The organism is Paracoccus stylophorae, from assembly GCF_028553765.1.
In the GTDB taxonomy this organism is placed as follows: domain Bacteria; phylum Pseudomonadota; class Alphaproteobacteria; order Rhodobacterales; family Rhodobacteraceae; genus Paracoccus; species Paracoccus stylophorae.
On the sequence record NZ_CP067134.1, the window covers coordinates 1,268,481 to 1,284,146 of the forward strand.

Annotated in this window: 8 protein-coding genes and 1 pseudogene; 8 read left to right on the forward strand and 1 reads right to left on the reverse strand. The window is 66.1% G+C overall.

The window, feature by feature from the left end:
* Positions 1 to 2: 2 nt before the first annotated feature.
* From JHW45_RS06230 to JHW45_RS06265, 8 genes are all read left to right on the forward strand, one after another.
* Entirely contained in the window at positions 3 to 7,304 is a 7,302-nt protein-coding gene (locus JHW45_RS06230; protein ID WP_272860063.1) for a cupredoxin domain-containing protein, read from the forward strand.
* Complete coding sequence (locus tag JHW45_RS06235; protein ID WP_272860064.1) at positions 7,292 to 9,058, forward strand: hypothetical protein; 1,767 nt, start codon at positions 7,292 to 7,294, stop codon at positions 9,056 to 9,058. The genes JHW45_RS06230 and JHW45_RS06235 overlap by 13 nt, the downstream gene beginning before the upstream one ends.
* Complete coding sequence (locus JHW45_RS06240) at positions 9,055 to 9,618, forward strand: SCO family protein (RefSeq protein ID WP_272860065.1); 564 nt, start codon at positions 9,055 to 9,057, stop codon at positions 9,616 to 9,618. Before JHW45_RS06235 ends, JHW45_RS06240 begins: the two co-directional genes overlap by 4 nt.
* Entirely contained in the window at positions 9,603 to 10,625 is a 1,023-nt protein-coding gene (locus JHW45_RS06245) for a c-type cytochrome (protein ID WP_272860066.1), read from the forward strand. Before JHW45_RS06240 ends, JHW45_RS06245 begins: the two co-directional genes overlap by 16 nt.
* Positions 10,626 to 10,968: 343 nt before the next feature.
* Entirely contained in the window at positions 10,969 to 11,910 is a 942-nt protein-coding gene (gene choX / locus JHW45_RS06250; protein ID WP_272860067.1) for a choline ABC transporter substrate-binding protein, read from the forward strand.
* A complete protein-coding gene (gene betC, locus JHW45_RS06255; protein WP_272860068.1) occupies positions 11,910 to 13,418 on the forward strand; it encodes a choline-sulfatase in 1,509 nt (502 codons plus the stop codon). The genes choX and betC overlap by 1 nt, the downstream gene beginning before the upstream one ends.
* A gap of 261 nt (positions 13,419 to 13,679) precedes the next feature.
* On the forward strand, positions 13,680 to 13,982 hold the full coding sequence (locus tag JHW45_RS06260; protein ID WP_272860069.1) for a transporter substrate-binding protein: 303 nt from the start codon (positions 13,680 to 13,682) through the stop codon (positions 13,980 to 13,982).
* A 65-nt stretch (positions 13,983 to 14,047) separates the two neighbouring features.
* A protein-coding gene (locus JHW45_RS06265) for an IS3 family transposase (protein ID WP_272857665.1) occupies positions 14,048 to 15,135 on the forward strand; the annotation gives its coding sequence in 2 pieces (ribosomal slippage) (positions 14,048 to 14,309 and positions 14,309 to 15,135; 1,089 coding nt in all).
* Positions 15,136 to 15,177: 42 nt separating this feature from the next.
* Here the strand turns inward: JHW45_RS06265 and JHW45_RS06270 are convergent.
* Positions 15,178 to 15,549, reverse strand: a pseudogene (locus tag JHW45_RS06270) (transposase); the annotation flags it as partial.
* Between the last annotated feature and the right edge of the window lie 117 nt (positions 15,550 to 15,666).

Here is a 15,666-nt window from a genome sequence, read left to right on the forward strand (position 1 = left end):
TCATGGCAATTCGTCACCGTGCGGCTGCGTCGCTTTCGCTGTTCCTGCTGACATGCCCTATCGCCGCATTCGCAGAAGCCGGCCCGGACCCCCGTCCTGACATGGCCGGGATCTGCCGCGCTGCAGCCGATGAGGGCAGGGTGATCTGTGCGGATATCGGAGCACTTGATCAGACGCTGGTCTACAATCGCTTCGGATCGTTCAACCCGTTCGGCATGATCTTTGCGCTGGACCGCGATCTGGCCGTGCTGCGCGAGGACTTGTCGGAGGCGGCAAAGGGGCAGGCGGCCGCGACAAAGCCGCTGCCCGCGGCCGAGATCAGGACCGCGGCCGACTGCGCGGCCCTGACCGGCTCCGAGCACGGGCATCCCGATACAAAGCTTGCAGCCGGAAACGTGCGGCTGAAGGATTGCAAGCGCCCGCGCCCCCTGGTGCTTCGCGCGAATGTCGGCGACGTGCTGATCGTGCGCGTGTCGAACTGGCTGTTTGAGCCGGAGGCGCCCGACTTTTCGAAGAACTTCTGCAAGGCCGCGCTGACGCAGGACAGCAACGCCGAGGCCGTGCGCCCGCATGTCTCGCGCGGGGACAAGGGCGCGCTGCGCCATCACGAGGTCGCCTGCCTCGCAGCGGACGACGCCGAGACCGAGGCCGGGGACCATGAGCAGACGATCTTCCCTGAACCGACCGACTGGCCCCGCACGCGCGGCGTCAACTTTGTCGTTCAAGGCCTGACCCCGCTGCCGATCGACGGCGCGATCCATCCGGCCTGCATCGGCACCGGATCGGCGTCGCCCGACGAAAGCTTTCTGTGCAAATACAAGCTGCACCAGGAGGGGACGTATTTCTTCGCCTCGCAGGCTGCGCCCGCCGGGGGCGAGGGGAATGGCGGGTCGATCGTCCACGGGCTGTTCGGGGCGCTGATGGTCGAACGCGCGGGGACGCGCGCCTATCGCAGCCAGACCTCCGCCGCCGCCTTCGACGCGGTCTGGCCCCGCGCGGAAAGCAGTGTCCGTCATGCGCGGAGCGACATCCTCGACTACGAGCGCGTGCTTGACAACGACGACGCGGCTCTGCGCGCGCCGATCCTCAACATGGCGATGGTCCTTGACGAGCCCGCGCCGGGCGCGCCGCCGGATCAACGCGCCTTTGCCGATGCGACGCGGCTGGAGATCGTGCATTCCGACCTCAACGCCATCATCTACTGCGACCCCTCCATCGCGGGCAACGATTGCCGCGCGGAAGCCGTTGACCGGCCCGCCCTGTCGCGCGAACCGGGCTTCAACGCCTTCCGCGAATTCTCGGTCTTCTTCCACGACGAGCTGAAGACCTTCTACACCCGCAATTTCGAGGAACTGGAGCAGTTCGGCCAGCTTGCCGGAGTGAAGGACGGCTTTGCGATCAATTACGGGGCCTCCGGGATGGGCTCGCTCCTCCTTGCCAATCGCAAGGGAATGGGACCGGCCTCGGAATGCGCCGAATGCATGTACGAGGAATTCTTCCTCGCATCCTGGGCCAATGGCGATCCGGCGCTTCTGGAATGGTATGCGGACGATCCCTCGAACGTGCATCATTCCTACCTGAACGATCCGGTGGTATTCCGGAACTTTCACGCAGGCCCCAAGGAAACCCATGTCTTCCATCTGCACGCGCATCAGTGGTTCGCGGGAAACGACCCCAGCCGGGGCTCCTATCTGGATAGCCAGACGGTCGCGCCGCAGCAGGGGTTCACCTACAACATCTATCACGGCGGCCTGCGCGGGCTGGACGGCCCTGAGCGCGGCTGGTGGGATACGCAAGGGTCGGGCAACCGCAACCGCACGATCGGCGATTCGATCTTTCACTGCCATCTCTATCCGCATTTCGCGCAGGGGATGTGGGCGCTGTGGCGTGTGCATGACGTGCTGGAGGACGGCACCCGGAAGCTGCCCGACGGCCAGCCGAATGCGGCACTGTCCACCCGCTTCCCGACCGCCGAGGAACGCGGCCACAGCCGCCCCGGCTCGGTCGACCGGCTGACCGGCGCCTGGATCGGTCCCAAGGCGGGCGATCCTGACGAAACCGTCGGCACCCCCGTGCCCGCGCTGATCCCGCTGCCGGGGGAGCCGCTGCCGCTGCTGCCGACCTATGCCACGGCTGACGATGTGGACGACACCGGCGATACGCCCATCCTCAGGGCCGACGCGAAGACGCCGATGCCGGGCTTTCCCTTCTACATTGCGGGCCAGCCGGGCCATCGCCCGCCGCAGGCCCCGCTCGACATTGCCCGGGATCTGGGCGAAATCGCCGATGGCTCGATCACCAATGCCGGCACCGACGGCATCCTGGCCAAGGTGGATGACCGCGCTATCGGCGAGGGCTGGCTTGATGGCGGTATCGGGCGGCACGTGGTGGCCGACGGGTCGCGGCGGGAACTGGGCTTCGGCCTGCCCGAGAGGATTTCTGATCTCCTCGAACCCGCCGCCTTCGACGCGCTGACGGAAGAGGAGCGGTCCGCGCTGACCAACCAGATCGTCGCCAAAGCCTTCGCGCTTGGCGACCTGTCCGCCCATCTGACCGAAGCCAGGATCGAGACCTTGCCGAATGACGGCACGCGGCTTGAACGCGGGGCGATGGGCTTTCACTTCGACGGCCGGCTCTATCGGGCCGAAGGCCTGAATCCGGGGCTTCGGCTGACCGATGCGGCAGGGACCGATCTTGCCGATGCACCGGTCAACGGGCTTTATCCCACCGCCCATGCGCCGCTGCCCGACGGATCGCCCGCGCCCAACCCGAAGAATTCCTGGCCGGTGAACGGCAATCCGCCCAAACCGGGCGCCCCCTTCGCCGATCCGTGCGGCGCCACCGCGCCCGAGACCCGCGCCGCCGTGACACCCGGGGTGGACCCGTTCATGCGCACGGCCGACGGGGACACGGACTACTTCCACGACCCGTTTCTTCTGGGCTTCCGCCGCTATGAGGTGTCGGCCGTGCAGCTCGACATGATCGTGAACCGCGCGGGCTGGCATGACCCGCAGGCGCGCATCAATGTTCTGACCGCCGAATCCGACCGGTTCAAGGAGGCGGCAGGGGTTGCGCCGAAGCCGATCTCGCCCACCATCAGCGACACGGAAGAGCCGTTCTTCTTCCGCGCCCTGTCCGGGGAATGCATCGAGTTCCGGCATACGAACGAATTGCCGAAGGATCTGCAGCTGGACGATTTCCAGGTGAAGACGCCGACGGATACGGTTGGCCAGCATATCCATCTGGTGAAGTTCGACGTGACATCGTCGGACGGGTCCGGCAACGGCTGGAATTACGAGGACGGCACCTTTGCCGCCGACGAGCTTGCCGCGCGCCGCTGCGCCTCTGCCGGAAACGTGACGCCGCGGGAGGATGCTGCAGGGATCACCCTCGACGCCGGCGAATGTGAGGGTCCGGACCCCGCGCTCCACGACATCTGGCGGTTGAGCCGCAGTGAGAACCGCAACCGGTTCCAGACGACCGTCCAGCGCTGGTTCGCCGATCCGATCCTGACAATGAACGGCGATCCCGACGATCCGCAGCTGCGGGACCGGACGCTTCGCACCGTATTCACCCACGATCATTTCGGCCCGTCCTCGATCCAGCAGCACGGGTTCTACTCGGCCCTCGTCATCGAGCCGGGGGTCGGCGTGCCGCCGGGTCCGGTGCAGCTGCCCGATGCCAGCGGCGATGTCGGTGCCGAGGCCGAGCTTGCCTCGATCTGCACGCCCGACGGCGCGAGTTGCGTGGGGCCGGTTCCCGCGGCCGACCGTCTGTCCGCCGTCGCCTGGGGCGGCGAGGTCTGGGACGGGACCAAGCGGCGGGTGCGGATGCAGGGCGACAATCCCACCCATCCCGACTATCGCGAATTCGCCCTGTCGATCGCCGACTTCGCGCTGCTTTACGATCCGCGCGACCGCACCAGCGCGGCGGAATTGAAGGCCACGGCCGGACTTGGCCCGGACGGTATCGCGGGGCCGGAAGATCCGCCCTTCGCCGATCCCTTCGGCATGGGCCAGATCTATTGCGAGGCGAAGTGGCGGCTGAGCCCCTATATCCTCAACCGGAAATGCGGGGTGGCAGCGACCAAGGAGTTCGCCGCCGATTTCGACGATCTGGACAGCGACTCCTGGTTCTTGTCAGGCGATCTTGCACCGGCCTGGATTGCGGGCGGCACCAATCGTGACGATGCCCACAAGGCGCGGTTCAGGGGCGACATCTTCGCCGAACCGACCCCGACGGCGGCCGAGGTCGAGACGCTTTTCGACCATCTCGTCTCCTACCGGCAGCGCGCGGCGGGCATCCTGACCCCGCCCGCAGACCCTGCCACGGCGACGCTTGCCAGGCCCGTCGCCCCACCGCGCCGTCCCGAGTCGATCTCGGTCGATCACCACGACCCCTATCTGGTGAACTATCGCGGCGCGCCGATCCCGCTTCGGGTGGGCGACAAGGTCGCCGGTGCCGCGCCGTCCAGCGATTGCCGCCTGCGCGCGATGGGCGTGGCGGGCGACCACGCCGCGGAATCCAGCGAGGTGGCCGCGACGCTGGCCGATGGCGCGTTCGGTGAATGTTCGGTCGACACCCAGATGACAGGCGCGCAGGGCGATATGGGCGGGGCGCTGCGATCGGCCCTGCACGGCGATCCCGAAACGCCGATCCTCGAAGCCTATCAGGACGAACGGCTGGTGATCCGCCTCATCCAGGGCGCGCAGGAGGTGCAGCATACGTTCAACGTCGCGGGCCTCGCCTTCCGCCGCAATATCGACCAGGCCTTCCCCGCGGGCAAACAGCCGCTCGGCCTTTCGGACGAACGGCGGGCCACCCCGTCCCTGCGCGACGACTGCCTTGGCAATGCGGCACCTCTGGGCCCGCCGGTGCCTGCCGCACTGGACGGGCGTCCCGACACATATCGGGCATGGCGCGACACCGCCGAGGAACACGGCGCGCATTCGCAGTTCTGGCAGGACTATGAAAAGGTCATCGCCGGATGCGACAACGTGGAAGGCATCACCTTCGCGCAGGAGATCGGCATCTCGGAACATTTCGAGATGAACGGATCGCTGCGCGCCGACATTCCCGTCAGCATCGAGACGGCGGGAGGGTTCTTGGCCGAGGCGCCATCGGATGACGTGCCGGAGAGATCGTCGGATTATCTTTACAATTTCGGCTCGGTCGATGCGCTTTGGAACGGGGCCTGGGGGCTGATGCGGATCTACCGCGATCCCTCCGCCCCCGACCCGGCCACTGTCGCGGTGTTCAACACCGGCAATGCCGACGCGCCGGAGCTGACAGCGGCGGGCCGGCCCATCGGCGAACGGCTTGGCGAATCCGGATCGCGGTCGGAATCCGTGGACGGGCAATCCATGCCCGTCGGCACCGGCGGCCTCGCCTGCCCCTATCCGGGCGAGGGCGAACCGCCGCAACGGGTTATCGACGCCGTGCTTGCCGCCGTCGAGACGCGGACCGTCTGGCCAGCAGCCAAGGGCACCGATTACGGCGCGGGGCGCTATGACCCCGACGGGTTGATGCTGGCGCTGCTGTCCCCGGCCGATCTGGGGATTGCGGGCGGCATCGGGTCCGCCGAAGGATGGGACGGCGTGACGCGCCGGACTGTCGCGGATGCCGTCGCATTTCGCTACCGCCACGGGCCGCGTCCGATGACGCTGCGCGTCCGGGCGGGCGATTGCGTGCGGCTGCGCTACGTCAACGCGCTGACGGACAGCGATGGCGGTCTCAGCGACAGGCTTGGCGATGCGACGATGCCGCCGATCGTGCCACTGAATGCCGATCCGTTTCCGCATGCGCCGGAACATGGCGGCAGCAAGGGCGGGCTGCAGCCGGTCGGGCCGGACATGCGCCCCGGCGGCGTCCGTCCGTCGGATCAGGTCGCGCTCAGTGTCGGGCTGCCCGGCATGGACCTTATCCGCGACCTGCCGCTTGCCTATGGCTACGGCGCGCCCGGCCTGGCCGCCGCGTCGGGCGAAGGGGTCAGCGTCAGCCGCCCCTACCTGTTCTACGCCGGCCGGATGCGGCTGGACCTGCCGGGCGAGGCGGGACTGCTTGACCTGCGCGCGGAGATTGCCGCCCGCGTGGCCCAGCACCTGGCCGATCTCGCTCCCGCTTGGCTGTCGGAGGGGACGGACAGTTTCCCGACGGCGGGCGAGACCGATTTTCTTGTCCCGGTCGAATTGCAGTCTGACGGCGATGCGGTTTTTTCGGTTCTCGGCCAAAGCTATGGCTTCATGCTGTCGCCGGCGGCACCCTCGGGTCCGCTGTCGCAGCGGCTCTGGGATGCCGAACCCCTGATCGACGGATCGCCCGACGGTCTTGACGAATTGGTCGCGGCGGTCTGCGACGGGGCGGAATGCCTGGACCGGGACGCCGTCCGGGCGCAACTGATGGAGGCCGCGCGCCGCGCCGCGCTGGAGGAGCTGGACGCTCGCGTCCACTGGATTCCCTATGCCTTCGGCCCGGTTCCCATCCGCTCGACGTCGGATGTCGTCAGCCATGTCCAGCACGGGCTGTTTGGCGCGATCGACGTGGTGCCGCGCACCTGGAACCCGGTCGGCGTGATGGGCCAGCAGATGGCGTGCGAGGTCGTTGACCGCTATGAGATCTGCGCGGCCCACCATGCCGAGGGCGCCGATCCCGGCCCGGGCGACGGCGGCACGATGCTGTTCGATGCCCAAGGCCCCGATGGCCGGGTCGAACGGACGCGCGAATTCGTTCTTTACTATCAGGACGGGCTGAATCTCTGGGACGACGGATCGCGCATCTCCTGGGAATGGGAGGATAGCGGCAATGCCGTGACCGAGGACGACGGAACGCCGGTCAGCATGGTGCCTGACTGCATCGTCTGCGACGACAGCTATGATCGGGGCGAGAAGGGCGTGAACTATCGCTCGCCGTCCTTCTCGCAGGTGCTGTCCGAACCCGCGGTGCGGATCGAGGAAAGCGATGACCTCAATGCCTTCGTCTTCCCGCCCGACTATCTTGCCGCCCATCCAAACGCGCTGCGCCTGAAGGCCTGCGAGGGCGAGCAGATCGTTGTCAGGGTCGTGCATCCCGGCGGGCGGGCACGGCAGCGGGCCTTCGTGATGAACGGCTACAACTACGACGACCTGTTCCCCGGCTTCGGCTTCCCCCGCTCGGTCCTGCTGGCACCGGGCAAGGGGATGACCGCGTGGCTGACGCCCAAGGCGGTGCCGGGCACGGCGATCTGGCATGACGGGCCGACCCATATCCGCGCAGGCGGCGTCTGGGGTCTGCTGGAGGTGGCGGAGGCGGAGAAATGCGGCGACTGATCTGCGCCTTCGTTGCAATGCTCGCCACGCCCGCGATGGCCGAGGATCTGCAACCCGCCCTGTCCGGGATCGTAAGCTTCACCACCTTGGACGGCGCGCCGCTGGAGCGGCCGGTGCCCGGCGAGCCCTTCGATGTGACGGTGACGATCCAGAACCGTCTTGGCGCCGATCCGCCCGCCGGGCTGCAACTGGCCGGCTGGCTGCGGCCGGTGGAGGACGACAATATTTCGTGCACCGAGGCCGCGCGCAGTTTTCTTGCCACCGGTCGGCTGCCGCGCGGCGCGCTGAAACTGAACGGCGTCCTGATCGCCACCGCCTCCGAGGACGGCGCATTCACCATTGCTGATCCCGAGATCGATCTTGCCAGCGCGAACCTTCTGGGTGCGGCGCGCTTGGCCGAACCGCCGGCAAGCCTGACCGCCGATGTCGAGGGGCGGCGACTCCTTGCCACGCTGGCAGACCGGGGAGAGGTGCTGTCGATCGCCGTTCCGACCGCCGTCGCAACGGTGCTGGCCGATGGCCTTGACCGCCCGACCGTCGCCTATCCCGCAGCCCGCGGGTCGGTATGGGCGCTGGAGGCAGGGCGCCACCGCCTGACGCATATTGCACCCGATGGACGGCGACATGTTGCGGCCGTGGGCGTCGATCGGCTGGAGATGGCCCCAGAGGGCGACAGGCTGGCGGTGTCCGGGCCGGGCGGCGCCGCGCTGCGCGATGCGGTAACCGGAAAGTTGCAGATCAGCACGGACGACCCGGCCGATCACGCCATTCCTCTTGCCGACCCAAAGGGAACCTTTGGGCTCGCTGCATTATCCGGGCAGGGCGTCGAGATCCGTTACACGGATGCCCCCGAACTTGCCGTGGCCGTAAGCCTTCCCGCTCCTGCTACGCGTCTTGCTGCCGGGCTGGGGGGACGGTGGATTCTCGCTTATGATGCCTCTGGCCAGGCGCCCGTCGCGTTGATCGATGTGGCCCGCGCGCGCGTGGTCCAGACCATCGCGACGCCGGGCGCGGTTTCCGAAATCGCCTTCACCGATCGCGCCGCCTATCTGATGACCGCCGACCAGTCGCGGGTCGGCGTGCTCGACCTCGCGGCGATCCGTCCGGAACGCGCCGCAGCGCTGCGCGAGGTGATGCTGGGGCAGGCGCGTGCCGTGCCGCTTGACCACGCGGGCTACCTCGCTCCTCTCTGGCCGCAGCCGGGCATGATCGCGGTTCATGCCGAAAGCTTCACCGGTTTCGTCATTCACGATTACAGCACGATGGGCGATGCACCGCCGATGAGCGCGATCCGCCTGCGCGGCGGGGTGCCGCACCGTGTCGCCGGGTTCGACCGCAGCTTTCGCGAGGTGGAACCGGGCGTTTTCCGCACCACCGCGATGCTGCCCGGACCAGGATTGTTCGAGCTTGTGACCACCACCGGCATCGGCGCGCTGTCTTTCTGCGCGCCCCTTGCGCCGACAGAGGGGATTGTGGCGACTGCCGCGCCGGGGCGGCTTTTGGCGGAACCGATCGATGCACGGCACGTGCGCCTGACATTTCGGGGCGGCGATGGCGCGCCCGTCGGCGATGTGGTCTTCAGCGTTCTGGTGAGCGGCCTTGCGACACCTTGGCGGGATGCCGTCACGCTTCGGTCAGATGCGGCGGGGCAGGCTCTGGACCTTCTGGCGCTTCCCGCCGGCGGACCTGTCGTGATCGCCGCACGCGGCCGCGACGGGCATCTTTTTCATCCCCTGGTGCTGGAGCGGCCATGACACGATATCTTGCCCTGTTTCTTGCCTGTCTCGCCGGGCCGTGCCTTGGCGATGAAGTCAGCGATGCGCCGATCGAAACGCTGATGCCCCCCGATCTTCCCGTCACCGATGCCGCCGGGCACAGCGACGGGTTCGTGACGCGCCTCCGGCATCGCGGGCCTGTGATCGTCAGCTTCTTCTATACCGGCTGCGTGTCGCTCTGCGATGTCACGAACGGCATCCTCTACGGCGTCGACCAGACGCTTCTGGAAGACGGCGGGGAACCCGTCACTCTCGTCAGTTTCAGCATCGACCCGTTCAACGATTCCCCCGCAGCGCTCCGCGAGTCGGCGGCGAACTTCACGCCCAGCGACAACTGGCTTTGGCTTACCGCAGGGCTGCGGGGGACGCAGCCGCTGATGGACGGAATGGGAGTCACCTTCGAGAGCATTCAGACGCATGACGCGATGTTCCTTGTCGGCGATTTCTGTTCGTTCCGCTTCGCCCGGATCGTCGGCCTGCCGGAGCCTGAGCAGCTGATCGCACTTGCCAGGAACGTGCCCGAATGCGGTTCTGGCTGATCGCGCTTCTGCTCATCCCGATGCCTGCACGGTCCGAAACACCGGGAGCTGCCCTGTTCCTGCGGGGAGAGGGTGCAGAAGTCGCCATCAACGCCACGATCGATATGCCTGCGACGCGGTTCTCCTGTGCCGGCTGCCACGGAGCCGATGGCGCGGGACGGGCCGAGGGCGGGACCGTGTTTCCCCCGATCAGGTGGTCGGCCCTGGACGTCGCGGGCTACGACGAGCAGGCTTTCATCCGCGCGTTGACCGAAGGGATTACACCGGACGATCGCACGCTGTCGCGCTCCATGCCACGTTTCAAGGCGGACAGACAGCTTCTCGCCGCGCTGGCAGATCATCTCAGGACGCTCGACGCCCTCGGCGGGATAACGGCAACCGAGATCGGCGTAAGGCCAAGCGGGGATGCGGCGCTGGACGCCGGCTTCATCGCGGCCATTGCAAGGGTTAACGAAGATGGCGGCGCCTTCGGTCGGAAGCTGGTGGTGACGGAGGAGGAGAATGCCGGACTGGACCTCGTCGCCTTTGCCCGCAATCAGTGGGCAAAGATGGAAACTGCATGTCTTGCCGCCGCGATTGCTGCGATCCGCGACGACGGACACCGGACCTTGTCGATCAGCGGGGTCGCAAACGATGATGTTGTCTACCGCGTCCGCGCCGCCGGGCTGAAGATCGATCCTGCCGCACAGGCGGTGCTTCACATCGGGACAGAGGACCACGTGGCGCCTATGCGCCGGTCGCATTTCGGCTGCATCGATCAACTTGGCCCGCTTGCGGCCAGCCTGGTTCAGGACGGAGGCCACGTGACGCTGGTTGTTCCCGACCGGCAAGCCCTTGTTTGGGCGGTTTCGTCGCGGCGCTCCGGGCAGGAGATGCGCGGCTATGTGCTTGGCAGCATGATCGGCCGCGCCGCGCTGACTGCCGGGCGGGACCTCACACTCGCCACCTTGACCGAAGCCGCGCAAAATCTGACAATTTCGACGGAACTGGTGCGGTTGTCTCGATGAAGAAGTCACTCGCCACCACTGGAGGCAGTCTGTCGTCTTGGCACGTATCTTTGGTTCACCGGCTAGACGTCAAAGAATCGCGTGCGTCCTGCGGTCATGCCTGGTTGATCAGCAGTGGATTACCCGAAGGGGGCGCGAACCGGGACGGGGAAAGCGAGGAGGATGGCGAAAGCTAGACGCAGGGCGGACTTGCGCCTGGCTGTCTACACGAGGTCGCGGCCGGCATCGTGGTGCGCTTGAATGGTCATATTTCCAGGTGACGCGGTCGCCGCCCCGGTGCACACTGCGCCGTGGCGGGATGGTGCAGAACACATGACCGCCAGGGGAAAAGGGAGGATATCCGATGATGGGCTTTCCCGCGGCCGCGCTGTCGGCCACGCTGGTTCTTTTCTGCGCGACGCAGGCATTTGCCGACGATCCTTCCGCGTGCAGGACGCTTCGCATGTCCGATCCGGGCTGGACCGATATCAACGTGACCAATGCGCTTGCAAAGACGGTGTTCGATGCGCTTGGCTATGACACCGAGATCGCGACCCTGTCGGTGCCGATCGGCTATGAGGCGCTGAAAAGCGGGCAGAGCGATGTGTTCCTGGGCAACTGGATGCCGGCGCAGACGTCGTTCCGCGAGGATCTGGACAAGGCGGATGCGGTAGAGGTGCTGGGCCGCAATCTGGACGGCGCGAAGTTCACCCTTGCCGTCACGAGGGCGGGCAGGGATCTGGGCGTCGCCGATTTCGCCGATCTGGACGCTCACAAGGACGCATTCGGGGGCAAGATCTATGGGATCGAGCCGGGTGCGCCGGCGAACCAGACGATCGGCAACATGATCGCAGCCGACAAGTTCGGCCTCGGCGACTGGGAACTGGTCGAGACCGGCGAACAGGCGATGCTGGCGCAGGCGGCGCGCAATCAGGCCGCCGGCACGCCCATGGTGTTCCTTGCCTGGGCGCCGCATCCGATGAACGAAAGCCTCGACATCACCTATCTCACCGGCGGCGATGCCGAGTTCGGACCCGATTACGGCGGCGCCGAGGTCTTCACGCTGGCCCGGACCGGCTGGCCGGAACAATGCCCGAATGCGGCGAGGCTGCTGAAGCAGATGACCTTCACCGTGCCGATGGAAAACCGGATCATGGGCGCGATCCTGGATGACGGGCAGTCGCCCGAGGACGCCGCGCAGGCCTGGCTGAAGGCAAACCCCAACGTGCTGGGGCCGTGGCTGGACGGCGTGACCACGCTGGACGGGCAGCCCGGCCTTGCCGCGGTGCAGGCCGCGCTGAAGTGATGGCGGCGGGGCGGCCTAACATTCTGATCCTGATGGTCGATCAGGCCAACGGCACATTCTTTCCCGACGGCCCGGCCGATTTCCTGCACGCCCCCCATCTCAAGGCGCTGGCCGCGCGGTCCACCCGCTTTGCCAACGCCTATACCGCCTCGCCGCTGTGCGCGCCGGGGCGGGCGTCGTTCATGTCGGGGCAGTTGCCGTCCCGCACGCGGGTCTATGACAACGCGGCCGAGTTCGCCTCGGACATTCCGACCTATGCCCACCACCTGCGCCGCGCCGGCTGGCAGACCTGCCTGTCCGGCAAGATGCATTTCGTCGGCCCTGACCAGCTGCACGGTTTCGAGGAGCGTCTGACCACCGACATCTACCCCGCGGATTTCGGCTGGACGCCCGACTGGCGCAAGCCGGACCAGCGCATCGACTGGTGGTATCACAATCTCGGCAGCGTCACCGGCGCCGGCGTGGCCGAGATCACCAACCAGATGGAGTATGACGACGAGGTCGCCTTCAACGCGTGCCGCAAGCTCTATGATCTGGCGCGGGCGGCCGATGCCCGGCCGTGGTGCCTGACGGTCAGCTTCACCCACCCGCACGACCCCTATGTCGCGCGGCGGACCTACTGGGATCTGTATGAGGGCGCACCGGAATGCGCCGCGCCCCCGGCCGTCCCCTACGCGCAGCAGGATCCCCATTCGCAGCGCCTGATGAATGCCTGCGACTGGCGTGCCTTCGACATCGCGCCTGCGGACGCGGCGCGCGCACGGCAGGGCTATTTCGCCAATATCAGCTATGTCGACGACCGGATCGGCGAAATCCTCGACGTGCTGGACCGCACCGGGCAGGAGGCGATCATCGTCTTCGTGTCCGATCACGGCGACATGCTGGGCGAGCGCGGGCTGTGGTTCAAGATGAGCTTCCGCGAAGGCTCGGCCCGCGTGCCGCTGATGATCGCGGCCCCTGGCATGGCGCCGGGGCGGGTCGATACGCCGGTCTCGACCCTCGACGTGCTGCCGACGCTGTGCGACCTCGCCGCGCTGTCGCTGGACGAGATCGCGCCATGGACGGATGGCGAGAGCCTGCTGCCGGTCTCGCGCGGCGCGCTGCGCGCGCCCGTGGCGATGGAATACGCCGCCGAGGGCAGCATCGCGCCGATGGTGGCGCTGCGGGAGGGAAGCTGGAAATACACCGCCTGCAGCGCCGATCCCGAACAGCTGTTCGACCTTGCCTCCGATCCGGGCGAGGATGTGAACCTTGCCGCCGATCCACGCCATGCCGGCCGGCTTACGCGCTTTCGCGACATGGCGGCCGCGCGCTGGAACCTCGCGCGCTTCGACCGCGACGTCCGCGAAAGCCAGGCCCGCCGCCTGATCGTCTACGAGGCGCTGCGCAACGGCGCCTATTTCCCCTGGGATCATCAACCCCTGATGCGCGCGTCAGAGCGCTACATGCGCAATCACATGGACCTGAACGCGCTGGAAGACGCCAAGCGCTTTCCGCGCAAAGGGTGATGATCCCATCGTAACCCAAGACGATCAGGCAAAGCAGCCAGCCACCGTGCAGGGCGACGATCAGCGGATAATGCTCCGGCGCGATCTCGCGCGCGCCATGCGCCAGCAGCCTCAGCAGCTCAAGCGATCGAAATAACCAAGTTGCTTTTTGGGCAGCTATGCTGCTTAATCGTCTGAACAGGATTTAACGGCAATCGCGCCCGTCGACCTCTCATGAGGTTGCCGGGCTTTTTTTGCTGGAATGTGCTTGGGGAGGGCGCTTTGCACAAGGTCGATGTCGGACTGGTCCTTTCAACCACTGGTCCCTATGGCGCGCTTGGACGCAATGCGCTGGCAGGGGCGCAGATGGCGATTAACGACCTCGGCGCCGAAAAGGGCGTTCAGATCAACGCACATCACGTCGACCCGCAGGGCCGCCCCGAGCTCTATCGCAGCATGACCGCCGACCTCCTGGCCAGGCGCGACGTCCGGCATCTGGTCGGCGGCATCACCTCGTGGAGCCGCAAGGACATGATCCCCGTCCTCGAACGCTATGGAGCTTTGCTGTGGTATCCTTGCCGGTAATCCCCCCTGATTTTAAGGGGATGCGGAAGTAGAATTTTCTCGGCAGGATGAACGAGGAGATTCCGATGAAGAAGACACGATTCACAGAAGCCCAGATCATGGGTGTGCTGCGCCAGATGGAGGGCGGTGTGCCTGCCGCTGAGCTGTGCCGCGAGCATGGGATGAGCAGCGCCACGCTGTACAAGTGGCGGGCGAAGTATGGCGGCATGGACGCCAGTCTGATCAGCGAGATGAAGGCAATGACCGAGGAGAACCGGCGGCTGAAGCGGATGTTTGCAGATGTGAGCATGCAGAATGATCTTCTGAAGGAGGCCCTCGGAAAAAAATGAACCGGCCAGCTCAACGCCGAGAGTTGGCCGTGAAAGCGGTGGCGATAAAGGGTATCAGCATTGCTCTGGCCTGCCGGGCATTCGACGTCAGTGAGACATGCTACCGGTACAGCCCGAAATTGGACGAGGAGAACGAGCAGATCGACGACCTGCTGCTCGGTCTGACGATGGCAAAGAAGACTTGGGGCTTTGGCCTGTGCTTTCTGTATCTGCGCAACGTCCAGGGCCATGGCTGGAACCATAAACGGGTGTACAGGATCTACCGGGAACTGGAGCTGAACCTGCGGATCAAGCCACGCAAGCGCCTGAAACGGGAGAAGCCCGAGGAGTTGGCCGTGCCCGAGGCCCCGAACGAGGTCTGGTCGATGGACTTCATGGCCGACAGACTGGAGGATGGACGACAATTCCGGCTGTTGAACGTTCTGGACGACTTCAACCGTGAAGGACTGGGCATTGAGATCGACTTCTCACTGCCTGCGGAACGGGTTGTTCGGGCATTGAACCAGATTATTGAATGGCGCGGCGCACCTCGAACCATTCGAGTCGATAACGGCCCGGAATACCTCAGTGGCACCCTCACGGAATGGGCTGAGAACAGGGGCATTACCCTGGCCTATATCCAATCCGGCAAGCCCCAGCAGAACGCCTATGTCGAGCGCTACAACCGGACGGTCAGGCACGAATGGCTGGACTTGTACATTTTCGAAGGCATTGAAGAGGTACAGCAGATTGCTACCGAGTGGCTCTGGTCCTACAACAACGAACGCCCCAACATGGGCAACGGCGGGATGACCCCCGCCCAGAAACTGAGAGTCGCCGCGTAGATTCTACGACCAAGCCCCCGCAAAAATGGGGGGATTACCGGCCTGGATGTCCCGGACCGTCAGCCCGGCGGCGTAGAGCCCGATAATCTTGTCGTCCATCCCGTCGATCCGGGTCTGGCCCTTCTTCACCAGCTCGGGCTCGAAGCTGCTGTCGCGGTCGCGGGGCACAGCCACCGGCATCTCGCCATCCTGTCCCTTCAGCACCTTGGGCGAGGCGCCATTCCGGCGGTTGGCCTGACCCAGCGGCGCATCCTTGCCTTCTTCGTAGCCAAGATGCGCCGTCAGTTCGGCACCCAGCATCCGCTCCATGAGCTTGATCTTGAGCTCTTTCATCAGCCCGGCCTCGCCAAGCAGGTCTTCAGGGCGCTCAACCCCCTTCAGAAGTTCGTCCAGCAGTTCCTTGGAGATTGTCATGCATGCTTCCTTTTGATGAAGCATGGCCCGGATCAATCATACACAGAAGATCTGACACTCTCAAGGACGCCGCGAACCTGCCTTTGCTGCGGAAGCGAGTTCTTCCCGTTCTGGGTG

Bases quoted from the DNA above. Each gene is read 5' to 3' on its own strand.
- JHW45_RS06235 (WP_272860064.1), top strand. From the start codon at position 7,292: ATGCGGCGACTGATCTGCGCCTTCGTTGCAATGCTCGCCACGCCCGCG.
- choX (WP_272860067.1), top strand. From the start codon at position 10,969: ATGATGGGCTTTCCCGCGGCCGCGCTGTCGGCCACGCTGGTTCTTTTC.
- JHW45_RS06230 (WP_272860063.1), top strand. From the start codon at position 3: ATGGCAATTCGTCACCGTGCGGCTGCGTCGCTTTCGCTGTTCCTGCTG.
- betC (WP_272860068.1), top strand. From the start codon at position 11,910: ATGGCGGCGGGGCGGCCTAACATTCTGATCCTGATGGTCGATCAGGCC.
- JHW45_RS06240 (WP_272860065.1), top strand. From the start codon at position 9,055: ATGACACGATATCTTGCCCTGTTTCTTGCCTGTCTCGCCGGGCCGTGC.
- JHW45_RS06245 (WP_272860066.1), top strand. From the start codon at position 9,603: ATGCGGTTCTGGCTGATCGCGCTTCTGCTCATCCCGATGCCTGCACGG.